This window comes from Clostridium aromativorans, from assembly GCF_020908015.1.
GTDB lineage: Bacteria > Bacillota > Clostridia > Clostridiales > Clostridiaceae > Clostridium_B > Clostridium_B aromativorans.
Genome location: NZ_JAJJPB010000001.1, coordinates 114,473 through 139,527 on the forward strand (window position 1 = coordinate 114,473; position 25,055 = coordinate 139,527).

Annotated in this window: 25 protein-coding genes; 7 read left to right on the plus strand and 18 right to left on the minus strand. The window is 32.8% G+C overall.

Features of this window, described 5'->3' with window-relative positions; all coding sequences use genetic code 11:
• Positions 1–4: 4 nt before the first annotated feature.
• The 7 genes from LN736_RS00530 to LN736_RS00560 are packed head-to-tail and all read right to left on the minus strand — an operon-like array spanning position 5 to position 7,724.
• Positions 5–1,048 (minus strand): M29 family metallopeptidase, encoded by a 1,044-nt coding sequence (locus tag LN736_RS00530; RefSeq protein WP_229980415.1) that lies wholly within the window; start codon positions 1,046–1,048, stop codon positions 5–7.
• A gap of 58 nt (positions 1,049–1,106) precedes the next feature.
• The gene (locus LN736_RS00535; RefSeq protein WP_150356936.1) at positions 1,107–2,081 is read right to left on the minus strand and encodes an ABC transporter ATP-binding protein; all 975 of its coding nucleotides are present in this window, start codon (positions 2,079–2,081) and stop codon (positions 1,107–1,109) included.
• Positions 2,074–3,063, minus strand: a complete 990-nt coding sequence (locus tag LN736_RS00540) for an ABC transporter ATP-binding protein (protein ID WP_229980417.1) — start codon at positions 3,061–3,063, stop codon at positions 2,074–2,076. The genes LN736_RS00535 and LN736_RS00540 overlap by 8 nt, the downstream gene beginning before the upstream one ends.
• Positions 3,064–3,079: 16 nt before the next feature.
• Entirely contained in the window at positions 3,080–3,970 is an 891-nt protein-coding gene (nikC, locus tag LN736_RS00545) for a nickel transporter permease (RefSeq protein WP_179977913.1), read from the minus strand.
• Between the two features lie 15 nt (positions 3,971–3,985).
• The gene (locus LN736_RS00550) at positions 3,986–4,996 is read right to left on the minus strand and encodes an ABC transporter permease (protein ID WP_150356939.1); all 1,011 of its coding nucleotides are present in this window, start codon (positions 4,994–4,996) and stop codon (positions 3,986–3,988) included.
• Positions 4,997–5,026: 30 nt separating this feature from the next.
• Positions 5,027–6,601 carry an ABC transporter substrate-binding protein gene (locus LN736_RS00555; protein WP_179977914.1) on the minus strand — a complete coding sequence of 525 codons (1,575 nt, stop codon included), beginning with the start codon at positions 6,599–6,601 and terminating at the stop codon, positions 5,027–5,029.
• Positions 6,602–6,626: 25 nt separating this feature from the next.
• Complete coding sequence (locus LN736_RS00560) at positions 6,627–7,724, minus strand: DUF917 domain-containing protein (protein WP_229980419.1); 1,098 nt, start codon at positions 7,722–7,724, stop codon at positions 6,627–6,629.
• A gap of 274 nt (positions 7,725–7,998) precedes the next feature.
• Between LN736_RS00560 and LN736_RS00565 the strand changes: the two genes are divergently transcribed.
• From LN736_RS00565 to LN736_RS00575, 3 genes are all read left to right on the plus strand, one after another.
• A complete protein-coding gene (locus LN736_RS00565) occupies positions 7,999–9,150 on the plus strand; it encodes a PucR family transcriptional regulator (protein ID WP_229980421.1) in 1,152 nt (383 codons plus the stop codon).
• Between the two features lie 113 nt (positions 9,151–9,263).
• Complete coding sequence (locus LN736_RS00570; RefSeq protein ID WP_150358520.1) at positions 9,264–9,908, plus strand: undecaprenyl diphosphate synthase family protein; 645 nt, start codon at positions 9,264–9,266, stop codon at positions 9,906–9,908.
• Between the two features lie 141 nt (positions 9,909–10,049).
• On the plus strand, positions 10,050–10,211 hold the full coding sequence (locus LN736_RS00575; protein ID WP_150358519.1) for a CDIF630_02480 family spore surface protein: 162 nt from the start codon (positions 10,050–10,052) through the stop codon (positions 10,209–10,211).
• A gap of 90 nt (positions 10,212–10,301) precedes the next feature.
• Here the strand turns inward: LN736_RS00575 and nifJ are convergent, their stop codons facing one another.
• A complete protein-coding gene (gene nifJ, locus LN736_RS00580) occupies positions 10,302–13,823 on the minus strand; it encodes a pyruvate:ferredoxin (flavodoxin) oxidoreductase (RefSeq protein ID WP_229980423.1) in 3,522 nt (1,173 codons plus the stop codon).
• Positions 13,824–14,226: 403 nt separating this feature from the next.
• Here nifJ and LN736_RS00585 point away from each other — a divergent pair, with 403 nt between their 5' ends.
• Positions 14,227–15,132 carry a cation diffusion facilitator family transporter gene (locus LN736_RS00585; protein ID WP_150358517.1) on the plus strand — a complete coding sequence of 302 codons (906 nt, stop codon included), beginning with the start codon at positions 14,227–14,229 and terminating at the stop codon, positions 15,130–15,132.
• A 38-nt stretch (positions 15,133–15,170) separates the two neighbouring features.
• Here LN736_RS00585 and LN736_RS00590 read toward each other — a convergent pair whose 3' ends face one another.
• From LN736_RS00590 to cobC, 6 genes are all read right to left on the minus strand, one after another.
• Positions 15,171–15,365 carry a DUF1858 domain-containing protein gene (locus LN736_RS00590; protein ID WP_150358516.1) on the minus strand — a complete coding sequence of 65 codons (195 nt, stop codon included), beginning with the start codon at positions 15,363–15,365 and terminating at the stop codon, positions 15,171–15,173.
• 87 nt (positions 15,366–15,452) lie between these two features.
• Positions 15,453–15,647, minus strand: coding sequence for a DUF1858 domain-containing protein (locus tag LN736_RS00595; RefSeq protein WP_150358515.1), 195 nt, complete (start codon positions 15,645–15,647; stop codon positions 15,453–15,455).
• Between the two features lie 139 nt (positions 15,648–15,786).
• Complete coding sequence (locus LN736_RS00600) at positions 15,787–16,839, minus strand: FAD:protein FMN transferase (protein ID WP_229980425.1); 1,053 nt, start codon at positions 16,837–16,839, stop codon at positions 15,787–15,789.
• A 50-nt stretch (positions 16,840–16,889) separates the two neighbouring features.
• Positions 16,890–17,438, minus strand: a complete 549-nt coding sequence (cobU, locus tag LN736_RS00605; protein ID WP_150358514.1) for a bifunctional adenosylcobinamide kinase/adenosylcobinamide-phosphate guanylyltransferase — start codon at positions 17,436–17,438, stop codon at positions 16,890–16,892.
• A gap of 38 nt (positions 17,439–17,476) precedes the next feature.
• Positions 17,477–18,235 carry an adenosylcobinamide-GDP ribazoletransferase gene (gene cobS, locus LN736_RS00610; RefSeq protein WP_150358513.1) on the minus strand — a complete coding sequence of 253 codons (759 nt, stop codon included), beginning with the start codon at positions 18,233–18,235 and terminating at the stop codon, positions 17,477–17,479.
• A gap of 72 nt (positions 18,236–18,307) precedes the next feature.
• A complete protein-coding gene (gene cobC, locus LN736_RS00615; RefSeq protein WP_150358512.1) occupies positions 18,308–18,901 on the minus strand; it encodes an alpha-ribazole phosphatase in 594 nt (197 codons plus the stop codon).
• 185 nt (positions 18,902–19,086) lie between these two features.
• Here cobC and LN736_RS00620 point away from each other — a divergent pair, with 185 nt between their 5' ends.
• The gene (locus LN736_RS00620; protein ID WP_150359057.1) at positions 19,087–19,509 is read left to right on the plus strand and encodes a transcriptional regulator PerR; all 423 of its coding nucleotides are present in this window, start codon (positions 19,087–19,089) and stop codon (positions 19,507–19,509) included.
• A gap of 57 nt (positions 19,510–19,566) precedes the next feature.
• Here the strand turns inward: LN736_RS00620 and LN736_RS00625 are convergent, their stop codons facing one another.
• Positions 19,567–20,802, minus strand: coding sequence for an ABC transporter substrate-binding protein (locus tag LN736_RS00625; protein WP_229980427.1), 1,236 nt, complete (start codon positions 20,800–20,802; stop codon positions 19,567–19,569).
• A gap of 150 nt (positions 20,803–20,952) precedes the next feature.
• On the opposite strand from LN736_RS00625, the gene LN736_RS00630 reads away from it, so the two are divergent.
• Entirely contained in the window at positions 20,953–21,894 is a 942-nt protein-coding gene (locus tag LN736_RS00630; protein ID WP_150359075.1) for an FG-GAP repeat domain-containing protein, read from the plus strand.
• A gap of 156 nt (positions 21,895–22,050) precedes the next feature.
• Here the strand turns inward: LN736_RS00630 and LN736_RS00635 are convergent, their stop codons facing one another.
• Positions 22,051–23,004 carry a helix-turn-helix transcriptional regulator gene (locus LN736_RS00635; protein WP_229980429.1) on the minus strand — a complete coding sequence of 318 codons (954 nt, stop codon included), beginning with the start codon at positions 23,002–23,004 and terminating at the stop codon, positions 22,051–22,053.
• A 254-nt stretch (positions 23,005–23,258) separates the two neighbouring features.
• Between LN736_RS00635 and LN736_RS00640 the strand changes: the two genes are divergently transcribed.
• Complete coding sequence (locus LN736_RS00640) at positions 23,259–23,639, plus strand: hypothetical protein (RefSeq protein WP_150357960.1); 381 nt, start codon at positions 23,259–23,261, stop codon at positions 23,637–23,639.
• Positions 23,640–23,708: 69 nt separating this feature from the next.
• Here the strand turns inward: LN736_RS00640 and LN736_RS00645 are convergent, their stop codons facing one another.
• Together LN736_RS00645 and yihA are read right to left on the minus strand one after the other, a co-directional pair.
• Positions 23,709–24,404: a CPBP family intramembrane glutamic endopeptidase gene (locus LN736_RS00645; protein ID WP_150357959.1), complete on the minus strand. Its 696-nt coding sequence runs from the start codon at positions 24,402–24,404 to the stop codon at positions 23,709–23,711.
• Between the two features lie 41 nt (positions 24,405–24,445).
• Positions 24,446–25,045: a ribosome biogenesis GTP-binding protein YihA/YsxC gene (gene yihA, locus LN736_RS00650; RefSeq protein WP_150357958.1), complete on the minus strand. Its 600-nt coding sequence runs from the start codon at positions 25,043–25,045 to the stop codon at positions 24,446–24,448.
• Between the last annotated feature and the right edge of the window lie 10 nt (positions 25,046–25,055).

The following is a 25,055-nucleotide window of genomic DNA, read 5'->3' on the forward strand; positions in this document are numbered from 1 at the left end:
CATATCATTTTTTAAATATTTCATCTACATATTTAACAAGATCAGGATGTATAATCCTACCATTGTCCATTATTTTTACGTTATCCATCCATATAGAAGAATTAAGACATATTCCATCACAATGGGATACAGCATTTTGTCCAAAAGGAGGTGCCTCACTTTTGCTCACATATCCTATTCCCCATTCAACAGCACCCCAGACCCTCTCATCCTCTACTATATTCCCGGTAAGCATTGCTCCTGGTCCAAATCCATACGCTATATGGGCAAGCTTATACATACTGGGATCCTTCAATGATTTCAGCCATTCCTTAAATTCATCAGCTTGATGACCCCCTTCTATCTTAACGATGGTACTGTTCTCAATTTTCATCCTTATGGGTTCTTTTAAAAGCCCGCAAGGCGGAACAAGAGATCCGTCAAACACCAGCACACCGTTTATTGTGCCAAATCTAGGAATCACGTTTATCTGCCCCGGCATCATGAACATTCCAGGCTCATAAGCTTCTCCAGCATCACAAGCTACTACATGTGTGGGATCTAGTTGAAATTCAAGGTGAGTTCCAAGAGGCGTTTCAGCTGTCATAGCTGCGGCAGATCTATTCATCTCTGCTACTTTTCTCAAAAACTTCGCAAGTACTCTTATATTCACTTTTCCTATATTTCTTATCATAATATCCGGATTCATTCCCACAAGATTTATATATCTTAATTTTTTGTTGTTTTTAAATGCCACCTCAAAGGGTGTAGAATACAAAAGCCATTTCTCATTATATTCTATCCACACATCTGCTTTTGACAGTGCAGCTCCAAGAGCTTCAACTGGAAGCTTTGGATCTGCTGCCTTTCCAACTCCATCCGGAGTTGCAGTCCATATGACCATAGGCTTTCCCTTTACACTATATATGCTTGAAGCTGTGGTATTTACAACAGTTTCATTTGAAGAAGTATCTGCTGTTATCAAAACAGTTTCTCCTTCCTTGACTTTGAGTATTTCATTGACCAATTTATCTGCTGCCTTTTGTAATTCAAACTCGTATAATTTCATCAGATCACACCCTCCATATAAAATTTTAACCATTATGTTTTCTAACATCATAAATTTGTCACTGCCGAATCATATGACACCCTACCCTTCTCCCATCCTCCAACATAATCAATTCAGGCTCTTCAATACTGCATATACCCTTTGCATAGATACATCTAGTATGAAACCTGCATCCTTTTGGGGGATTTATTGAGCTTGGCACATTTCCCTTTAAAGTAACCATATCTTCTATATTTTCCATATTTATATCCGGTATAGCAGCAAACAGAGCCTGGGTATATGGATGCATTGGATGGTTGAACACAGTATCTGAATCCCCGTATTCAACAATTTTACCAAGATACATTATCGCAATCCTATCGGCCATATAGCTTACAACACTTAAATCATGAGATATTATTATATAAGTTAAATTGAACTTTTTTTTAAGCCTTTCCAACAATTCCAAAATTTGGGCCTGGGAAAATACATCTATAGATGATGTTGGTTCATCGAGAACAATGAGTTTTGGCATAAGTGCCAATGCCCTAGCTATCGCAATACGCTGTCTTTGACCTCCACTAAATTCATGAGGATATTTATAAGCACCATCTTTTGGAAGTCCAACCATTTCAAGAAGTTTTTCGACTCTTTTCATAATTTCAAAGTTATTTATTTTCTCCTGAACTTTAAGTGGTTCTCCCACGATATCTTTCACCAACATTCTAGGGTTCAAAGACCAAAAAGGATCCTGAAATACAATTTGTATGTACTTTCTTATACTTCTCAATTCCTTTTTACCCAGACTAAATAAATCTTTCCCGTCAAAAATAACTCTTCCAAAAGTCGGCGTTATCAAATCTAAAATAGTATTTACCAAAGTTGATTTTCCGCAGCCTGATTCTCCCACAAGCCCAAGAGTTTCTCCCTTTTTCACATCAAAAGATACATCATCAACGGCTTTTAAATAGGATTTAGTTTTAGAAAAAAGACCCTTTTTACCAATTTCAAAGTACTTTTTTAAATTTCTTACCTCTAATAATTTTTCATTCATCATCATTATCTCCTTTGTATAAACAGCATTTTACAAAGTGATTTTCCCCAAGTTGTAATAATTCTTGCTTTTTTCTGCACTTGTCCTGTCTTTTCAAACATCGGTCATAATATAAGCATCCTTTTCCATCATCTCCAGCATTTCCTTCTGTAAATACCAATTTGTTTAGATCTATTTCATTTTTTCTATTCTTCGGTACGGCATTTAAAAGCATCTGCGTATAGGGATGTTTGGCATTTTTTAATACTTCTCTAGTTTTTCCCCTTTCAACTATTTCTCCTTTGTATAATATTGCAGTATCATCACAAGTTGCAGAAACAAGTCCAGGATTATTTGCTATAAAAAGCACTGTTACTTTTAGATTTTTTTGTAGTTCACGAATAAGTTTCAAAATACCTGCCTGTATTGTTACATCCAGGTTTCTCGTGGGTTCATCCGCGATGATAAATTGTGCTCCGCAGCTTAGCGCAAGTGCAATTATAACTCTTTGCCTCTGACCTCCACTTAATTCATGAGGATATTTTTTCATTATATTTTCAGCATCAGGGAGTTTAACAGTATTGATCATTTCCACCGCTTTTGAATATGCATCTCTTTTATTTAAATTTTGATTTTCCATTATTACTTTTATTATCTGATCTCCAATGTTAAAAACCGGATTTAAAGTAGACATCGGATCCTGAAATATCATGGATATTTTTTTACCTCTTATTTCACTCTGCATACGCTTCTGACTCATATTTAAGAGATTTTCTCCCTCCAAAGATATCTCTCCTCTCACCACTCTGCCAGGAGGCATTTGAAGGAGTTTCAGAATAGATAATGCTAGTACTGTTTTCCCTGTTCCGCTTTCTCCTATTATTCCATATGACTTCCCTCTATCTATTCTAATTTCATCTATATTGAGTACAGTCTTTTCTCCCTCAAAACTCTTAAAATTAATTTTAAGATCTTTTATATGAAAATACACTTTACTGCTCATATAACCACCTCACTTATCAGTTTTTTCTAGTTTTAGGATCAAGTATCTCTCTAAGTCCATCACCCAACAGATTGAATATGAGAACTGTAATAAATATGGCCAATCCAGGGAATATACTATACCACCAGGAATCCAAAAAATAATCTCTGCTTGTACTGACCATCAATCCCCATTCAGGAATGGGAGGCTGCGCACCCAGTCCTAAAAAACTCAAAGAGGCTATAGTCAAAATAACTCCTCCTATATCCATAGAAGCTTGAACTATTATAGGTGCTATACAATTGGGGATTATATGGCTTAAAATAATAGTATGAGGCGAAGCTCCTATAGCTTTCGCCGCCTTTACAAATTGCCTCTCTTTTATAGACACTGCCTGACCTCTCATTATTCTCGTATACCATGGCCACCATGACAGCGCTATGGCAATCATAGCATTTTGAAGATTAGGTCCTAAAAATGCGGCAATAGCTATAGCAAGCAGCAAAGGTGGAAATCCTAAAAATATATCTGTAAATCTCATTATCAATTCATCTACAAATCCCCCAAAAAATCCGGCTACAGCACCTAATGGTATTCCTATAACAAGAGCCATCCCAACAGCCAAAAGAGCCGTTTTTAAGGAGATATTTGCACCTGCAATTATTCTTATAAATACATCTCTTCCAAGTTCATCTGTTCCAAAAATATGTTTTAGAGAAGGTGCCATCAATTTGTCCTGGGGAACTGCATTTTGAGCAATAATTTGAATAGACGGTACAAATATGGGAAGTATAAATGCAATGACAAGAAGAATTAAAACTCCATAATAGGCAATTCTGGTAAGTTTATTTCTTTTAAGTAAATAAACATTAACCCTTAATTTTTTGATTTTAGGTTTTATTGTTTTAGATAACTGCATACTATTCATCTTCTGCCATCCTCCCTATACTCTGACTCGTGGATCGAATGAAATTATTATATCTGCTATAAGGTTCAATAGTATATATGCACAGGCTGAAAACAGTGTGACCCCCATAATTGCGGGATAATCCAGTGATACAACAGCTGTGGATATATAATTTCCTATACCTGGCCAGCTAAAAATAGCTTCTACTAAAAACGTGTTGGTAAGTGTATATCCTATAGACAAAGCCAATACTGTAACTGTAGTTCCCATTGAATTTTTTAGGGCATATCTCCATATGATAAACCTCTCCTTAATTCCATAGGATCTTGCTGCTTTTATATAATCTTCCTCCAATATTTCCAAAAGGGAAGATCTCGTCATTCTCGCTACAAGCCCCATGGGATAAAGTGCTATAGTTACCGCCGGTAGAATAATATGCTTGGCAGCATTTAAAAATACAGGTATTTGGCCTGACAACAAACTGTCTAAAAGCAATAATCCCGTATTATGAGGCACATTATACAAGATGTTCATTTTTGTATCCAATTGCCCACCTAAAGGCAAAATCCCCAATTTTCTATAAAATATCAATTGTAAAAACAATGCCACCCAGAAGGTAGGTAGAGATACAGCCCCTACGGAGAAAAATCTACAGAAATGATCAAGTGCATGATCTTTTTTCCTTGCAGAATTCAAGCCAAGCGGTATTCCAATCAAAACTGCCATTATCGTAGACCAAAATACAAGTTCAATCGTAGGAGGCAAATAAGTTTCCAGCTCTTTTAAAACAGGTTGCTTAGTCCTAAGCGATGTTCCTAGATTACCATGGAACAGATCCACTACGTATTTTTCAAATTGAACATATATGGGTTTATCTAAACCCAATTCAATTCTTGCTTTCTGTATCTGCGCAGGCGTAGCTCTTGAACCTGCCCACTGTGCAGCTGGATTTGAAGGTATCACCCTAGTTAGAAAAAAGGTTATGAGAATTACTCCAAATAATACCACCACTCCAAGTAAAATTCTTTTTAATATATAACTTTTCAAATCTTCACCTCCTAGTTATCCTTGGATAAACTATTTTCTATAGCAGTCATAGAAAAACACTACTAGAGGATAAGCAGAATTTGCTTTAAATCCTCCTAAAGAAGAATTAGTTATCCATGCATCTTCTTTGTCGTAGATAAATACAGCTGGATTATCTTTAAGAAGAATTTTCTGTGCGTCTATAAATTTATTTTCTGCTTCTTCAATATTGGTGCTTGACATCTTATATCCATCATCAACCAATTGATCATACTGGCTATTTGAATAATAAGCTAAATTATACAGAGGATTTTTTTCACTGTGAAATAGATTATAGGCCCATGAATACGGACTTGAAATATCAGGCCACCAATACATCATGAGTATATCCTGTCTGCTCTGTATATCCGTACCTTTGGCTTGCTGCCATTGACTTTCCCAAGGCATAGCCCTTACCTCCAAGTTCACTCCAATTTTTGAAAGTTCACTTTTATACAGCTCTGCTGTTTTCTTTTCAGATTCATCTCCACTCATATAAGTAAGTGAAAGCTTCAACTGCCCTTCATTTATTCCAGCTTCTTTCAATAGAGATTTTGCTTTATCCAAGTTTAAGGAATACTTTGTCAAGCTGTCACCATGCCCCCACATTCCAACCGGTATAACTCCTGTAGATTGCTTTGCTAATCCTCCTGCCGCATACTTAACTGCATTTTCATATGGGAATGCATAAGTTAATGCCTCCCTGACTTTTTCATTATCCAGGGGTGCTTTCTTAGTATTAAAAAATGCTACTAAATTTGTAAATGAAGGCTCTATATCAACTTTTACATTTTGTGAGGATTTAAGAGCTTTTACATCTTCTGCAGGAAGATTGTTTGTTATATCAGCATCACCCTTTTCCACCATCTGCCTTCTAGATGAGGTCTCAGAAGTTTTCTTTATTACAGCTTTAGAAAAATGCTTTCCATTCCATCCTTTCCAATAGTCATTGAATTTAGAAAGTACCACTTCATCTCCCATTTTATTGCTGGAAAGCTTGTATGGTCCCGTCCCATCTTCATTGCCCTGTTCCAGCCAATTATCAGGTTTATCTTTAACCTTAGGTGAAATTATAAAAGCTGCATAAGGACAACTTGCTATCATGTCAAGTGGAGCTGCATAATTTAAGGTAAATTGAACAGTATAATCATCTATAGCCTTTATTTCTTTCACAGGAGCCCATATATAAGAAGCACCCACTTCTTTTTTCTGAGTTCTCTCTATAGAATATTTAACAGCATCTGCAGTCATTGTAGTTCCATCGTGAAATTTTACACCCTTTCTCAATTTAAAGGTCCATACAAGTCCGTCTGAGCTTTTTTTATAACTTGTTGCAAGTACATAATCGTATTTTTTAGTTGTAGGATTAAATCTGAGAAGTGTTTCGTAGACATTGTTTAACACAATAACTCCATTGGAAAATTCAACACTTGGATCCCAATTGAGTATCGGCTCACTATTATAGGCATAATAGGCAACATCATTTCCATCACTACTGCCACCGCTATCACTGCTGCTTCCGCCGCATCCAGTAAACAATGACAAGATCATCATAAATACAGCTAAAAAACAAATTTTATTTTTCATAAGATAATGCCCCCTTATATCAAAATTATTTTGAAGCCACTTTTTTTTCTATAGGTACATAGTCCACATCAAATCCAAAAAATCTGGGATTTAGAAGTGAGATCCCCTCTTTGCTCCTCCATATCCCATGTGATTTAAACCCCAAAACAGCTATTTGGTCACCCTCCCTGCAATTAGGATTTGTTATTGGATAACCTTTTTCAGCATCTAAAACACATATAAGATCTGGACAAGTAATAAATATTTCATCATTTTTCCAGGAAATCATATTTTCATTTTTATACCATATCTTAAATTTTTCACCCCGGAATTGATTTTGTCCTCCTATAGATATCGTCCCTATTGTAAACCCATCTTTTATTTGAAATGTAGTTCCCTTTTCCACTTTTCCCTTAAAAAGCATATACCCTCCAGTATTTTTAATTATATTCTCTATTGGATCAACACCATTTTCTTCTGCTTCTCTTCTGGCCCTGCCAACTTTTTCAGCATAGCTCAGAGCATGCGGAACTACAGATCTTTTAAGTTCCATCCCATTTATAGGATGATCTGCCATTCCAACTTCGTTATCCGTAACCTCAGCCATAACCCTGGACAATGCTTCAGCTCTCTCATCTCCATGAACTTTGGTGACAATTATAGAATCTCCATATTTAGTTGCAATAGCAAAAGGACTTATAGGTTTGCTCTTAATGCAATATGTGGAAAATTGAAGCTCAGGTACTGCTCTCCCGGCTGCATCACAATCAACTATACATTTATTCATAATTGCAGCGGTTGCCATAGCTTGTCCTGTGTTACCCCCTCCATATTCTATAGAAACTATACCTTCAAATTCTATTCCCATATAATCTTCAAGTTTTTTCACTGCACGGATAGTTTCCATATTGTTTTTTTCACTATTCATTTCATCTTTCGGTTTAACTGAACCACAGTAATAAGGATTTACGTAATAAGAATCATCTCTAATTTCTTCAAACGCTAAAAGTTTAAATTCTCTTCCTTCATCAAATGTCCTTTTTACAGTTTTAATTCCTTTATCTAAATCTCCACCACCTCCAGTACTTAAAATCGTGCATCCAATCAGTATATCCTCTACTTCTTGATATAACAATTTTCGCATTAAAACTCCTCCAATATTAACAATTCGATAAATATACAACTATTTTATTGATATTTATTTACATAATTATATAACTAATTATGATATAATTTATTATAATTATTACAAATATCCATTTATTTTTTTTAGTTTTCTATAATTGATTTGGAAATTACATATCAATTCTGGAAACTGCATTATAATATTGTATAATAATGCAAATATTTTTTACATTTTATAAAAACTTTCAAAAAGTTCAGGAGCAAAAACCCTGTAAGACATAGGAGGGAGATAAATGGCAATCCAAATTAAAGACTTGCTATCATTGAATTTATTTAAAAGTGCTGTCATTGTATCCGGCAAAAATGGTATTTCAAATGAAATAAAAAGAGTTAATTTCGCAGATTGTCCTATTGTAGATGATATCTATGATAAAAATCTTGTAAAACAAGGTGATATATTCATAAGTAGTTTATATATAGTTAAAAATAGTACGGATAAAATGTTCAAACTTATTGATTTTTGTATAAAAAGCGAAAGTTGCGGTATGTTTGTAATAAACGAATATATAAAGAAACTGCCAGACAAAATCATAGAATTGTCTAATGGAAATAATTTCCCCATAATATTAATCGATGCTGACATGCCTTATGCAGAAATAATAAAAACTGTAACGGAAATGATCTTTCTCGAGCAATCTAACGTAATATCAGAGATGAGATTAGAAAAACTTTTAAATAAAAATATAACTACAAATGAAGTGATCTATTTAGCTAAGCTTTTAAATAGTAATTTCAAAAAAAATTATGCATCTATATATATAAATACAGATAATTTTACTCCTGGCAAAAATCACCTCATTAAGACTAATTTAAAAAATTTGACTAGATGTGAACTTTTAAGATATAAGAAAGGTTCTATACTCATTGTAAATTTTAATATCATAAGCGAATTCATTTCAACCGTTAACTATATAAAAAATTTGGTTGATTCTTATAAAGATACCTATTATATTGGTATAAGTAATTCTTTTTCCAATATTAAGGATTTTAATTTATGCATAAAGCAATGCATATCTTCATTTGAAATAGCAAAAATAATTGACGGTAATGTAGTTTATTACAAAGATTTAAATGTTTATAAAATCTTGTATCCACTAATAGATACCATATATCTCAATGATTTTTACAATGAAATTTTTATTCCAATAAAAAAATATGACGATTACTACAATGCTGATCTGATAAAAACCATAAACACTTATTTTGAAAATGACGGTGATTACAAGAAAACCTCTTTAAAACTTCATCAACATGAAAATACAATAAGATATAGAATTCTAAAGGCCAAAAAAATACTAAACCTTGAACACAACCATATAAAATTCATCGAACAAATGTCAATAGCCTTAAAAATAAATAAACTAAAAAATAATAAAAAATACTAACCAAATATAGATTTCAAATTTTTTTACTCAAAATCAATTTATTTTATATATTTTAGAATATTAACCAAAGTTATTGGCTATAATTTAAGACAGTATTGAAGGGGGATATGCATATGAAATTACCAAATCACATAGGTATAATTCCAGATGGAAACAGACGATGGGCTGTAAAAAATAAATTGAGTAAAGAAAAAGGTTATGTTTTTGGTCTAACCCCTGGTATGAAATTATTTAAACTATGCGAAAGATTAGGAATAAAAGAATTAACCTATTACGGTTTTACTACAGATAATACCAAAAGACCATTGATTCAGAGAAAGGCTTTTACTGAAGCATGTGTAGAAGCTGTAAAAATGCTTTCTAAAGAGGATGTTTCCCTACTGGTAGTGGGAAATACCGATTCTAATATGTTTCCAAAAGCTCTTCTACCCTATACCATTAGAAAAAATTTAGGCAGCGGTGGAATGAAACTTAATTTTCTGGTAAATTACGGGTGGGAATGGGATTTGGGAAAAACACAGCATTCCCGAACTACAAATAGACATTCCATTATTTCATCTCTAAATTCCCATGATATATCAAGAGTGGATCTGATAATACGATGGGGCGGCAGAAGGAGACTCAGCGGTTTTCTTCCTGTTCAATCAGTATATTCAGATTTTTATATAATAGATGATTATTGGCCGGATTTCAAAGCCGAGCATCTTATAAAAGCCCTAAAATGGTATAATAATCAAGATATAACCTTAGGAGGATAATTGAATTTACATATTACCTTATTACCTTATAGTATTTTATAAAATTTTTAAAAATTGTAATTAAAAGCCGTAATATTAGAAAAACTTTTCACTTATATATTGTGGTTTTTCGAAAATACTAAAATTGAGGTGATATAAACTATGTCAAAAAATAAAAAAAATCATAGAGAAAAAATCATAGAAAATCACGAAACTGCTTCATGGGCAAACATTACTAAGATCAAACCGCTTTCCAAGGTACCTATTCCAGATGAAAACGCGACTGAGAATTCTAAAGAATGGGTAGACAGTAATGAAAAATGAAATCTCAAAAAAATATATAACAAATAGTTATATTATAGGCTAAAAATTATGGATCGCTATTTTTAAAGCGATCCATAATTTTTAGCCTAGTTATTCTATTTGAGATAGTTTCTTGTATATGTCATATCTATCCATAGCATTTTTTTCTGATAACTTAAATAGTTCATCCACCCTTTCCGGGAATGTATTTTTGAGAGATGAAAATCTTATTTCTCCCTCTATATAATCCCTGAAAGATAATTTAGGTGGTTTAGAATCTAAAATAAATGGATTTTTATTCTCAAGTTTCAATAGAGGATTAAATCTATATAGATGCCAATATCCAGATTCCACTGCTTTTTTTTCTTCAGCTATGCTGGTTCCCATACCAGTTTTTATACCGTGGTTTATGCATGGTGCATAGGCTATTATCAGCGAAGGCCCTCTATAGTTTTCAGCTTCTGTTATAACTTTTAGAGCATGATTCATATTTGCCCCCATGGAGATCTGCGCTACATATACATATCCATAGCTCATTGCCATAAGTCCTAGATCTTTCTTTTTAAGGACTTTACCCGAAGCTGCAAACTTTGCCACGGCACCAGTTTGAGTCGCCTTTGAAGACTGTCCTCCTGTATTAGAATACACCTCTGTATCCATTACAAACAGATTTACATCTTCTCCAGAAGCCAATACATGATCTACACCTCCGAATCCTATATCATAGGCCCACCCATCTCCGCCTATTATCCACTGGGACTTTTTTACCAGATAATCCCTTTTATCCATTATTTCTCTCAGTACAGGATCTTTTTTATAATCACAGGATTCAATGGATTCTACTACTTTATCTGAAGAAACCTTAGATAAACTTCCATCTTCCATCGTGTTTAGCCACTCACTAAAGGCCTCTCTGATATTATCATACTTGCAGTCTTTTAAATAGGAGGTCATAAGAAGTTTAATTTTATCTCTCATCTGCTTTACAGCCAAAAACATACCATAGCCATATTCAGCATTGTCTTCAAACAGTGAGTTCCCCCAAGATGGACCCTTTCCATTTAAATTCTTAGTGTAGGCCATAGATGGTGCGCTTGCACCCCATATAGATGAGCAGCCTGTGGCATTTGCAATCATCATTCTTTCTCCAAAGAGCTGAGTTATAAGTCTTACATAAGGAGTCTCACCGCACCCAGGGCAGGCCCCATTAAACTCAAGAAGCGGTTTTATAAACTGACTTCCCTTTAAGGTATTCCTGCTCATTACATCCTCTTTTGGGACTATACTCATAGCATAATCCCAATTTTTCGATTCCACTTCCATCTTCTCTTCCAGTGGTTTCATAACAAGAGCTTTTCCCGGTGCCGGACATACATCCGCACAATTTCCACAGCCAGTGCAATCCATAGGACTTACCTGTATGCGAAAATCAAATTTTTCCAGCCCCCTGCCCACAGCTTTTTTACTCTCAAAACTTTCAGGTGAATTTTCTATCTCATCCTCATCTAGAAGGAATGACCTTATAGTAGCATGTGGACACACAAAGGCACACTGATTACACTGTATACATTTGTCAATCTGCCATTCCGGTATGGTCACTGCTATACCTCTCTTCTCATAAGCTGTGGTTCCAACAGGGTAAACCCCATCAGCTATATTAATGAAAGCACTTACAGGCAAATCATCTCCTTCATTTTTCGCCATAGTTCTTTGAATATTTCTCACAAAATCTGGTTCATCTCTTATTATCTCCATTTCCTCTACAGCGTCTTTCCACTTTTCAGGAACATTTACCTTTACAACAGCCTCCAGTCCTCTATCCACAGCTCTGTCATTCATCTCAACTATATTTTTCCCCTTACGTCCATAGGTTTTCTCTATGGATTCCTTCAAATATCTAATGGCATTACCTATTGGTATAACATTGGCCAGCTTAAAAAACACTGCCTGCATCACCATATTTATTCTGCCGCCAAGGCCTATTTCTCTGGCAATCTTAACTGCATCCACAATATAAAATTTTATATTATTCTGAGAAATATATTTTTTCATGGATGGGGGAAGTTTTTCATCCAACTCCTCTTGACTCCAGGGACAGTTTAATACAAAAGTCCCGCCTTTCTTCAAGCCTTTTAGTATATCATAATTATTTATAAAAGACCTATTGTGACAGGCTATATAATCCGCGCTATTCACAAGGTAAGGTGATTTAATAGGCTTTTTCCCAAATCTCAAATGAGATACCGTAGTTCCACCAGATTTCTTGCTGTCATAGGAAAAATAGGCCTGAGCATAAAGATCCGTATTATCTCCTATGATCTTTACGGCAGATTTATTGGCTCCCACAGTACCGTCAGAACCAAGTCCCCAGAATTTGCAGCTTATAGTTCCCTCAGGAGTGGTTTCTATTGTACCATAATTTTTTAATGAAGTATTGGTAACATCATCTACTATGCCTATAGTAAACCTTTCTTTTGGCTCACTTTCCCTCATGTTTTCAAATACAGACAATATCTGGGAAGGGGTGGTATCCTTAGAACCAAGCCCATATCTTCCACCAAATATTGCAGGTGCATTTTGTCTCCCATAAAATATCTTGCATATATCCAGATACAGAGGCTCCCCCACAGAGCCCGGTTCTTTGGTCCTGTCTAAAACTGAGATTTTTCTAACAGTAGAGGGAAGTACCTTTAAAAAATGCTCTTTTGAAAAAGGCCTGTAAAGGTGCACCTTTATACACCCGACTTCTTTACCCTCTTTAATTAAATAATCTACAGTTTCATCAATGGTATCACATACGGATCCCATGGCCACAATTACACATTTGGCATTTTTATGCCCATAATACTCAAAAGGTCTATATTTTCTCCCAGTTATCTTATTTATTTCTTCCATATAGCTCTCTACTATCTCAGGAACTCTTTCATAAAATTTATTGGAAACCTCTCTGCTCTGAAAATATATATCTGGATTTTGCGCAGTTCCCTTAATTGTTGGATGTTCTGGATTTAAGGCCCTATCCCTAAATTCCTGTATTGCCTCATAATCTACCAATGGTTTAATATCATCATAGTCCATGACCTCTATTTTCTGGTATTCATGAGAGGTTCTAAATCCATCAAAAAAATGTAAAAATGGCACTTTAGACTCTATTGCACTCAGATGTGCAACAAATCCCAGGTCCATTGCTTCCTGAACATTAGAAGATGCCAGAAGAGCAAAACCCGTCTGTCTGCAGGCCATTACATCCTGATGATCCCCAAAAATTGAAAGTGCGTGGGTAGCAACTGCTCTGGCGCTCACCTGAAATACTCCCGGCAAATGCTCTCCTGCTATTTTGTACATGTTTGGTATCATCAGCAGAAGCCCCTGAGATGCAGTATAAGTAGTAGTCAATGCCCCTGCTGCTAGTGATCCATGCACTGCCCCTGCTGCTCCTGCCTCTGATTGCATTTCAGCTACTTTTACAGTCTGACCGAAAATATTCTTTTTCCCATGGGCAGACCATTCATCCACACCTTCGGCCATTGGAGTAGATGGAGTAATGGGATATATAGCAGCTACCTCAGTAAATGCATAAGAAGCATAGGCTGCAGCTTGATTTCCATCCATAGTCTTCATATTCTTAACCATAAAACTTGTCATCCTCCTTTATTATTTATAGATAGATATGTATAATATTCATAGAGTCTAGAGTCCCCATGAAATTCTCTCCACCTTTGTTTTTATCATTCCATTTTCTTCAATTTTAGGGTAGAAAGTATATCTTCTTTAACTTATTATTTGAAATATAAAGATTCTCATACATAAATATTTTAAAAATATCAGGTTTTCTAGATAATCACATTTAATTATTTTCTCTATATAATAAATAGATGGATTGAATTACATAGCTGTACTTTAAAAACGATTTTCTTTATCAATTGATAATGCTTATTATCTTATATTGCTATTGACTTATAAGCTATTTTAGTCTATTATGATAGATATACTTAATTATCATTTGATAATTATTGAATCTTAGGAGATGTTTGAAATGGATGAAAGAGTAAAAACTGCTACACTCTCTATAATTTCTAATAGCAGTTTAATAATTATGAAATTAATAGTTGGGATATTTACAGGCTCGGTGAGCATTTTATCTGAGGCAATACATTCCACTATGGATTTAGCTGCATCCATAATATCCTTTTTTTCTGTCAAAATATCATCCAAGCCAGCAGATAAAGAGCATCCTTACGGTCATGGAAAATTTGAGGATGTATCTGGCGTACTGGAATCAATTTTAATTTTTACAGCCTCTATATTTATAATAATAGAGGCTTCCAAAAGATTAATTAGTGGGAAAGAAATAAATTCCTCCACTCTTGGATTTTTAATTATGTTTTTATCGGCAACTATAAACTTTTTGGTATCTAAAAGATTATACAAAGTGGCAGAAAAAAATGATTCTATGGCTTTAAGAGCAGATGCTCTTCATCTTAGAACAGATGTATATTCCTCTGCAGGAGTCGGCCTGGGGCTATTTTTAATATGGGTTACCAATCTTCATTTTCTAGATCCACTGATAGCTATATTCATAGCTCTCTTTATTTTAAAAGAAGCCGTCAATCTTTTAAAGTCTGCTTTTGATCCACTAGTAGATGTAAAATTATCCGACAGTGAGATCTCCATTATAACCAATACTATATCTAAATACAGCCCTGGCTGCGGCTTTCATAAATTGAGAACTAGAAAATCTGGAAATGAAAGATATGTAGATCTTCATCTGGTATTTCCCGGAAACATGCATATGAAAAAGGCTCATGATATATGCGATAATATAGAAAGCGAAATGGGTAATTCCCTTAAAAATACAGAAGTAATGATTCATTTAGAACCTTGCAATAATGATTGTAGAAATTGTGGACTCCTCAACAAGTCAAAATGTAAAAATAGATAGGAATTGAACATTCCTATCTATTTTAAAATTGATCTTTTTTATTCCACCTCATTTAGAGCTTTAATCAGCTTTCTCACGTTTATTCCATGTACCATGGCTGCTTCCTCTACTGTTTCGGCCAATGATGCAGGGCATCCTATGCATCCCATTCCAAAATCCATAAGTATTTCAGCATAGGTAGGATTTATCTTTAACACATCACCTATAGTCATATTTTTATTAATCTTAGCCATAATATTTAATCTCTCCTTACATTTTTTATTAAATATTCAGTATATATCCCTAATTATAATTTCCAGCATTTTAAATCTATATACAAGCTAAACAAGTGCGTTCAATGCCTTTAATAAATTGTCAACATCTATTCCATGTACCATGGCTGCTTCCTCTAAAGTCTCACCCTGAGCTGCACCACAAGCTACACATCCCATTCCAAATGCCATAAGCGTTTCAGCATGCCTCGGATGTAATCTGATTATTTCACCTATAGTCATATCCTTGGTTATCTCAGACATATTTTATACCTCATTTCATATTTATTTACATACTTTAATCAGCAGGTTTATATAATTACCTCATGAATAGTATAGAATAATTTTAATACTAAAATCATTTTACATCAAGCTTTACATAGATAAAATATTACAATACAATTTATTTAATCTTACCAACTAGTTTAAAACTTGAATCAGTGAGCTGGAAATTATTTTTCAATCCCTCTGTAACATAGACTTCTTTATTTTTAGTAATAAATATAGCATTCAACCCAGATATATTTTTTACATATTCTGCACCTTTATCTAAACCAAGATAAAATATATTCTTTGTCATGGCATCAGCATTCAGAGAAACATCTGTAACCAGAGTTACACTTGCCAAATCATTGTCCATAGGATACCCTGTAAAGGGATTTAATATATGGTGATACTTTTTTCCGTTCTTTTCAAAATATCTTTCATATATACCTGAAGTAACTACTGTTTTATTAGTTACACCTATAGTGCCAATTGGAGTTCCTCTTGCCTTGAAGGGGTTTTGTATTCCTATATTCCACGGTTTGCCATCAGGATCCCCATTTATAGTCAGAATATTTCCTCCTAAGTCCACAATTGCATGTTCAACTCCATTTTTTTTCAATACCTTTACCACCTCATCTGCTGCATATCCTTTTGCAATACCTCCCAGATCCAATGACATTCCAGGTTTCACGAGCATCGCTCTTTTACCTTTTTCATCAAGCAGAAGATTTTTATAATTAACCAGCGATTTTTTTTCATCAATTTCCTTTTGGGAAGGAAGTCTGGCATGATCCGTGCCTATTCCCCACAGCTTCACCAGCGGCCCGATAGTTATATCAAAAACTCCCGAGGATTGCTCTGAATAATATTTCCCCTTCTCAAGTACATAAAAGGTGTCATCAGACACTTTAACAAAATTCTTTCCTGCAGCATCTGCCACATTATCCACTTCTGTTCCCGACTTGTTCACGCTCATTTTATTTTCAATTTGCTTTACTCTGGAAAAGGCTTCATCCAAAGTTGTTTTGGACTCATGATCATATATGGTTATTGTGCATATTGTACCAAGCATAAATTCTGTTCTTGACATGGGTTCTGAACCAATGTCACTGCAGGAAGACAGCGGAATAATACATATCATTATGATTGCACTTAAAAAAATACTTAGTTTTTTTCTCTTGTACTTCACTGAATTGACTCCTTTTACTAAAAATTTTAACCTTCATGACCACTGCCATGTTATTTTAATTTCAATGGCAACCCGCAGACTGTCAAATATACTTCATTACTGTACTCAGCTATAAGCTGATTTACTCGTCCCAATATATCTGAAAATATTCTGCCCAGCCTATATTCCGGCACTACACTTAGACCAACCTCATTGGTTACAATTAATATACATTTTGAGCTTTCACTTATTGAAAAAATTATGTCTTTAACTTCTTCAATAATACAGTTCTCCAGTTTCTCTATTTCTTCATGATCTGCATTGTCTACGTCAACGCCATTTTCCAGAATTATATTGGTTATCATAGTACCTATACATTCCAACATTATATATTGACAACTGCTGTTTTTTATCACATTGCCCAATGCCCTATATCCCTCGTAAGTTATCCAATTGGGGTTTCTTCTGGATTTATGCTTTTCTATTCTATTTTTCATCTCTTCATCCGTGACCACAGCTGTTGCTATATAAAGAACCTTTTCCTTATCCTTTAAAAGCTTCTCAGCAAAGGTACTTTTACCACTTCTGCTTCCTCCTGTTACCAAAATTATTTTACCCATATCTTTATCCTCCAAACAAAGCACTATAGATTATCGGTTCAGTTCATGATTGCAACAGATACCATAAGCATCGTAACTATTTCCACCATTTCATTATCTGCTCCAAATAAATCTCCTGTAAGTCCTCCTATCTTTCTATTGCAATACAAATTGAACAAAGTTGCTACAATAAGAGCAGTTAATATAACCATAATCATATACTTCAGGTTCATATTGACTATAAAGAGCAGGATAGCCACAGTGATGCACGTAGTGATAAAAATTTGAAATTTTCCTATATTTCCTATAAAAAGATTCCCTGAACCTGTACTTTTTGCCGTTTTACCTATAAAAGCTATAAAAACTATAGAAAATCTGCCTATAACAGGGGCAGCTATTATTACAAAAGAGAATCTAGGGACTATAAAACAAAGAAGGCTATATTTCAAAAGCAAATCCATTACTATGGTAACACAAGCATAGCTTCCTATTCTGCTGTCCTTCATTATCTCTATTATTCTGTTATTTCCCTTAAAAGCAAAAAAACCATCACACATATCTCCCAGTCCATCTATATGTAATGCCCCGGTAAGTATTATTCCCACTAACATAACAACGGCTACAGAAACATTCACCGGCAATATGAGTACAGCCAATTTATACACTGCCCACTGTATTCCTCCTACTATAAGACCTATAACAGGCATAAAAATAGACGCCCTCTTAAAATTTTCTTTCCCACAATTTAAGTTTTTATTTACGGGAATTCTCGTTAAAAATTGAATCATCAAAAGAAAATCATTCATAAACTCCCTCATATAAATCCCTCCCAACACTCCAAAACCGCTAATATGAATTGGCCTATCCAATTAAAATTTACAACAATACAACTAAACATCAACATGAGTTATGCTGTCTATATACAAATTATCATACTCATATTTTACCAATGTAATATCACCATTTTTGGAGGCAAATTTCCAGAAAAAATCCAGATTATCATTTAGTATATAGCAGTAGGCAGATCTTATCACACCTCCATGAGTGACTATGAGAATATTTTTTCTATTTAATTTCAAAATATCCTCCATGAATCCACGTATTCTCGAATAGAACTCTATATAACTTTCACCGCCTGGAGGTGATTCATTTTTCCAATCGCTGCACCACTTACCCCACTGCTCTGGATATAATTTTTTTATCTGTTCATAACTTTTACCCTCAAACTTTCCAAAATCCATTTCATCTATTCTTTTGTCTATATTGATCTTTTTAAAATTATGTCCTAAAATTATATCAGCTGTTTCAACAGCTCTTTTTCTCTCACTTACATATACTTCATCAAATTTTACACGATTTAAAAAAGCAGCTGCTCTTTTAGCCTGGCTTAAACCCTTTTCATTTAAGCATACATCCAGCTTTCCATAATAATACCTGTTATTATTTTCATCTGTTTGTCCATGTCTTACAAAATAAATATTCATATAAATTATTCCTTTACTCAGTCAATGATTTTATTATATAGCATTAAAATAAAATATACAAATTAAAAATCAAGGTTTTGTACAGCTTATCTTGACATATCAAAACAATTACTATAAAATTGTTTTTGACAAGTAATAATTTTTATTATATAGTTATAATTGATTATATAATGAGGATGGTGTCTATGGATAATTTAACTAGTATTTTTAGAAATAAAAAATTGAAACTCACTCCCCAACGTATTGCAGTATATAAATATCTACAATCTACTAAAGAACATCCATCAGCCGAGACAATATACAAGACTCTGCAGATAGATTATCCTACTATGAGTTTGGCAACTGTATACAAAGCTTTAAAAACATTGGTCGAAGTTAATCTCATACAGGAAATCAATGTGGGGGAAGGTAACTTCAGATACGATGGAAACGTTGAACCACACTCCCATATTCAATGTATAAACTGTGGAAAAGTAGATGATATAGAGGGAATTTGCTTTCAGGATCTAAATTATAAAATTAAAGATCTTGTAAACTACAAGGTATTGAGTAATCAGGTCTACTTTTATGGAATATGTGAAAACTGTCAAAAAAACTCAACAGACTAGATAAAAAAAATGACAACTGTCAATTGATTTACGACAGCTGTCATTTTTTATAGCATTTCAATAGGATTCTTCAACTACTTCATTCCATTCATTTCCCGTATATTTTCCTGAAAATATATCATCTATTTTCAGAGATATACTGTATCTAAAATTTTTAGGCATATTGTATATAACAGCTATATTATCTTCCGTACTATTTTTCAAATGTTCTATTATACTTTTATTTATACCTTTTTTAGGAGTATTTACTTTCCTATTTCCAGTTATAAAACCCTTATTATACAATTTTTTTTGGATATTGTCACTCAGTATAAATTTTATAAAATCATTTATTTGATCCATATTTTTGCTATTTACAGGTGTACTCATTATAACATCTGCCATAACTGGAACTTTAACATTATCAGATGCTGAATTGTCATATTGCAAACATTTTATCCTGGTATTTTTAATATCATTTATATAATAGGAAGATGTTATTATCACTGGTATATCATTTCCATTGAATTTTTGTATAGTACTTCCATTCCCAATCTCAAAGGTATCCTTATTTACATAACCATTTTTAACCATATCATTTAATCTGTGAAAACACTCCTGCATCTCCCCCAGTGATTTATAAGCTGAAGGTCCACTGTCATATATATCTTCTAGTTTTTTCATGGAAATCAAGTTATTTGACACTATAGAAAATAAAGCTGTATTTATATCCACATCCTCATTTAATACTACAGGTACTCTTTTTTGCAGAGAATTGAGAGCTTTCAAGCTGCCCATAAATTCATTCATGGAATTGGGCATTTTTAAATTCAATTTATTAAAAGCATCTTCATTACACAATATTTCTATAGTATAGGGAAATATTGCAATGCCATAGTATCTGTCATTAAATCTCCCAAAGGACTTCGATACGCTGTAATATCTTTCATTTAAATTATTTTCCCTGTATAAATTTCTCATATCAGACAGAGCACTTTTCCTAACTAAATTCAGCATGTCTGTTCTGGAAATAAATACAACATCCATATTGCTGTTGTCATTTATATCTCCATCTATTTTCTCACCTATGGAATTATCCACATTCAATTCAACCTTGGGATTGGCTTTTTTGTACTCATTTATAATATATTTTATCATATTTAAAGATTCTCTGTCTTTTACTCCAATATATAGATTTATTTGTCCATCATCACTTGCATTGCTATTTCCACCACAGGCAGATAAATTAAACAGTAATATCAGAGTTAGAAAAAATATTATTATTTTATTTCTATGAAGCATACATTTTCTCATCTCACTTCCAAATATAAACACTTCAAAAATTACTCATACTGAGTATGTACATAAAATTATGTTTCATACAGTCAATATTTTATAAATTTATTTTGTACATAAATAATTAAATATATAATAAATTCATATAATTAAATGGAGGTGAAATTTATGAAATTTAGAGTAATATTTCTAAAGAAACGACATATTTACTTTTTAATATTGTTAATCTTAATCATATTTTTATCTGTAACCTTTATAGTATCCAGACATTCTTCTCCTTCTTTCAATACTATCTCCAGCAGCAGAAAAATACGGGCAGATCTCAATGGTGACGGAAAGAATGATATACTGTCTATCATACGAGATGAAAACAGCTATCTAATAAAAGCAGTTATAGATAATAAAACTTTTAACTTCAATACTAATAAAAATTCACCAATAATTCAAAGCTATTCCCCATATTGGCCTTTAAGAATAACACTCATGGATGTATCCAGAAACAGAGTTCCTGAAATATTTGTGCAGGGTTCAATAAAAAATAAACCTGTTCAACGTGTCTTTATATATACTGGTACAGGATTTAAAAATATTATGTCAAATTCTAGCAACATACTTGGTTTTATGGATTGTAAAAACAACAGAACTCCAAAAATCATATCAGGTAAACTGAGTGAAAGCTCCATGTATCTCTCCAATTACATATTTTTAAATAATGGATTTAAAAACTATGATTATGAATACAGAAGTTCTCTTATGGGACAAGATACTATTTATACATTTGTAAAATTTATACAAAGTTTGCCTGAAAGCGAACCATATAAGCCAAAAGATATTTTTTCATCTAATATATCTAAAGAGAATATGGCCCTAATTGGCAACTTGACAGGAGAAAATAATACCTATGTATTTCAAGACGGTTTCTTCATGGAAAATAAATGCGATAAAGACGGCAATGCTTCTGAAATTTCCTGGTCATTAAATTTTAAGGGTATTTCCAGAACAGATAAAAATACAGTAAAAAATTATAAATTGGATTTAATTCTCGTACCTGACAGCAGTGATACTAAAAACTGTCGTTTCAAAATTGCCTCTATGTATAGAAATAGATAATTAAAAAGGGACCGTATATGCGGTCCCAAGGGGGATGGGGGGTTACACATCAAACAATAATTTATATTATTTGATGCTAAGGAGAATTTTATATCTCCTAATTACATTTATTATATTGTCCTAATATAAATAAATTATTCATATAAATTAAAATTTTTAATATTTTTTATATAACTCCTCTAATTCTAACTTAATATTTTTTCGCAGTTCTTCAGGTTCAATTATCTCAGCATCTTTTCCAAAACCCATCACCCATTTCTTCACATCTTCAATATCATCTATATAGAGACTTAAAATTATACTTCCATCTTCCAGATCGTCTATGCGCTGGTTGGTATTCCATTTTGTACTTTTTATAAAATGAGAGATGTTTCTGCTAAATTTTATTAGTACCTTTATCTTATCTCCCATAAACACTCCCCAATGCTGGTTTAAATAATCTTTAAGAGAGAATGTGTGGGGTCTCATATAAATATCATCGCTTATTTTCAAACTCTTGATTCTATCAAGCTTAAAAATTTCTATATCATCTTTCATATGACAGTACCCTACTACATACCAGTTCCCCTGTTTAAATACTAAGTCGTAGGGATCCACTTTTCTCATAGTCAGATTGTTTTTATTTACCGAAAAATAATTTACGTTCAGGCTTTTTCCTTTACTCATGGAATAACTTATCTGTGATATTTTATCCTCTAATTTTTTCAAATTGCCTATTGAATCTATAGAAAAGCCACCTGTGTCATCCATTTCACTTAAATTAATATCTGAATTTATAGAAACACTTTTTATCTTATAAACTGCATTCTTAAGCTCTTTTTCATATATGAATCCATTTTGCTTTGTAAGCACTTCTGAGGCCATGAGAAGTGCACTAAGTTCTCTTGCACTCAAATTTGCAGACTTCATGTAAAAATTTTTATCTATATAAAATCCACCATATCTTCCTTTTTTAGTGTACACAGGTACATTAGCTTTATTCAGACTACTTATATATCTATATACCGTTTTCTTATCCACCCCTAAAGTCTGGGCTAATTCCGATGCAGTAGTCAATCCCTTATATTGTATTATCATTATTATCTCTAATAAATTAGAAATTTTAGACATGTTTTTAACCTCCAGTGTAAAATTATCATAATATTTAATTATATCGTTACTTTCTATAATTTTTTTAGTGAAATTTTATATAAAATTAAATTTCTCTTATTATCCGGACATTTTACCATTACAATCTCCCATTTTTGTGTCAAATCTGTCCATCTTGAATAATATATAATATAAATTTAATTATGATAACTCAATGAATATAAGTATAAGTTCAACTTACCAAATACACAACATTAAAAACGAGGTGAATGTAAATGTCAAAACACCACAGGAACTATAATAATGGTTTTAATATAGGTGATATTTTAAACAATATAGATATAACTCAACTTCTATCCATATTATCCGCATTGGGTGGAAATAAAAATTTCTCCAATGATCAACTGGGTTCACTTATGGAAAATTTAAATTCTTCCAATGGAGGAACTCAGGGGAATTCTAACTTTAACGATTCAGATATAAAATCAAAACTGGCAGCATTGGAAAATAGATTATCTAAAATAGAAAACGGAGGAACTATAAAGGAAGAGCTTCTCCGTACAATAAAAGAGCTACAAGATTCCCCAGATGCAGCCAAAACATTAAATAATTATATAAATTCCATCAATTCCAGTAGAAACACACATAGAAGTTAATTAAAATTACATTAAAAAACACTATCAAAATTTGTAATTAGTTTCCGATAGTGTTTTTTACTTTAAAAATCAGCTTAATTTTTGCAGTAAAAGTGCTATTACAGTTACAGAATTAAATGCAAAATGATTGAACACTGCATACCAGTATCCCTTTTTATATATTAAATAACAATTATAAAGTCCAATCCACAGTATTATTGGAAATGCATTAAGGCTAAAATGAATTACAGCAAATAAAAAGCTGCTTAAAAATGCTCCCAGGTAAATTCCAATTCTCTTCGCAAATATTTTTTCAAATATAAGCCATCTAAATACAAATTCTTCTAAGACAGGTGCAAATATTATAACTATTGGAATCATTATTAAAAATTTTCCCAATGGCATATTTGCCATATGAGTAACTATTTCCTGCTGTTGTAATTCCAATTTAAAATTAGAAAGCACTGTTGTCTCAATTGCAGATATAAAAAAAGCAGCCAAATAAAATATGAATACCATCTTAAAAGCTTCAAAAATTTTAAAATTTTTAAAATCAAACTTATAGAATTCATCTGTATGTTTTATATACCACAAATTAATAACTACAAAAATAAATGGAATAAAATTTTCTGTAAATATGGAAAGAATTATATACAATACACTTATAATAAGCAAAATTACATTATTTCTTTTATCTTTCCGCCAGAACTTGATAAATACCAAAAGAGGTGGTACATAAACAAGTACAAAAACTAGAGCATTTTTTATAATATCCAACCTAAACATTATTAATTTCTCCTTGCTATTTTTATTAGCCTTACTAATTATTAATCTTCAGGAATTAAATTAAGCATGGAATCTAGAGTATCCAAAATTTCTTCTCTTCCCTTCTTATTTAAAGCAGAAAAAGTCAATACTTCATCATCTTTTTTCAACTCCAGAGTATCTTTTATAATTTTTAAATTATCGTATAATTTATTTTTAGAAATTTTATCAATTTTTGTAACTATAATAACAGTTTTATATTTATAATGCTTAATCCACTTATACATAGTTATGTCATCTGCCGTTGGTTTATGCCTGCAATCCAATATAAGAACTATTGCTTTAAGTTGTTTTCTATCCTGCAGATATTTTTCTATTATTTTTCCCCATCCCTGTATTTCCCTTTTCGAAGCTTTCGCATATCCGTAACCTGGCAAATCTACAAAATAGAACATATCATTTATTAAAAAGAAATTGATCAGCCTGGTTTTACCTGGAGTACTACTTACTTTAACTAATTTTTTTCTATTTACAAGTGCATTTATAAGGGAGGACTTTCCTACATTGGATCTTCCAACAAAAGCTATTTCCTCCCTGTTGTCTTTGGGATATTGACTTGAATCTACTGCTGAAATTAAAAATTCTGATTGTTTTATTTTCATAAATAAATAC

Bases quoted from the DNA above. Each gene is read 5' to 3' on its own strand.
- LN736_RS00530 (WP_229980415.1), bottom strand. From the start codon at position 1,048: ATGAAATTATACGAGTTTGAATTACAAAAGGCAGCAGATAAATTGGTC.
- LN736_RS00535 (WP_150356936.1), bottom strand. From the start codon at position 2,081: ATGAATGAAAAATTATTAGAGGTAAGAAATTTAAAAAAGTACTTTGAA.
- LN736_RS00540 (WP_229980417.1), bottom strand. From the start codon at position 3,063: ATGAGCAGTAAAGTGTATTTTCATATAAAAGATCTTAAAATTAATTTT.
- nikC (WP_179977913.1), bottom strand. From the start codon at position 3,970: ATGAATAGTATGCAGTTATCTAAAACAATAAAACCTAAAATCAAAAAA.
- LN736_RS00555 (WP_179977914.1), bottom strand. From the start codon at position 6,601: ATGAAAAATAAAATTTGTTTTTTAGCTGTATTTATGATGATCTTGTCA.
- LN736_RS00560 (WP_229980419.1), bottom strand. From the start codon at position 7,724: ATGCGAAAATTGTTATATCAAGAAGTAGAGGATATACTGATTGGATGC.
- LN736_RS00565 (WP_229980421.1), top strand. From the start codon at position 7,999: ATGGCAATCCAAATTAAAGACTTGCTATCATTGAATTTATTTAAAAGT.
- LN736_RS00570 (WP_150358520.1), top strand. From the start codon at position 9,264: ATGAAATTACCAAATCACATAGGTATAATTCCAGATGGAAACAGACGA.
- LN736_RS00575 (WP_150358519.1), top strand. From the start codon at position 10,050: ATGTCAAAAAATAAAAAAAATCATAGAGAAAAAATCATAGAAAATCAC.
- nifJ (WP_229980423.1), bottom strand. From the start codon at position 13,823: ATGGTTAAGAATATGAAGACTATGGATGGAAATCAAGCTGCAGCCTAT.
- LN736_RS00585 (WP_150358517.1), top strand. From the start codon at position 14,227: ATGGATGAAAGAGTAAAAACTGCTACACTCTCTATAATTTCTAATAGC.
- LN736_RS00590 (WP_150358516.1), bottom strand. From the start codon at position 15,365: ATGGCTAAGATTAATAAAAATATGACTATAGGTGATGTGTTAAAGATA.
- LN736_RS00595 (WP_150358515.1), bottom strand. From the start codon at position 15,647: ATGTCTGAGATAACCAAGGATATGACTATAGGTGAAATAATCAGATTA.
- cobU (WP_150358514.1), bottom strand. From the start codon at position 17,438: ATGGGTAAAATAATTTTGGTAACAGGAGGAAGCAGAAGTGGTAAAAGT.
- cobS (WP_150358513.1), bottom strand. From the start codon at position 18,235: ATGAGGGAGTTTATGAATGATTTTCTTTTGATGATTCAATTTTTAACG.
- cobC (WP_150358512.1), bottom strand. From the start codon at position 18,901: ATGAATATTTATTTTGTAAGACATGGACAAACAGATGAAAATAATAAC.
- LN736_RS00620 (WP_150359057.1), top strand. From the start codon at position 19,087: ATGGATAATTTAACTAGTATTTTTAGAAATAAAAAATTGAAACTCACT.
- LN736_RS00625 (WP_229980427.1), bottom strand. From the start codon at position 20,802: ATGAGAAAATGTATGCTTCATAGAAATAAAATAATAATATTTTTTCTA.
- LN736_RS00630 (WP_150359075.1), top strand. From the start codon at position 20,953: ATGAAATTTAGAGTAATATTTCTAAAGAAACGACATATTTACTTTTTA.
- LN736_RS00635 (WP_229980429.1), bottom strand. From the start codon at position 23,004: ATGTCTAAAATTTCTAATTTATTAGAGATAATAATGATAATACAATAT.
- LN736_RS00640 (WP_150357960.1), top strand. From the start codon at position 23,259: ATGTCAAAACACCACAGGAACTATAATAATGGTTTTAATATAGGTGAT.
- LN736_RS00645 (WP_150357959.1), bottom strand. From the start codon at position 24,404: ATGTTTAGGTTGGATATTATAAAAAATGCTCTAGTTTTTGTACTTGTT.
- yihA (WP_150357958.1), bottom strand. From the start codon at position 25,045: ATGAAAATAAAACAATCAGAATTTTTAATTTCAGCAGTAGATTCAAGT.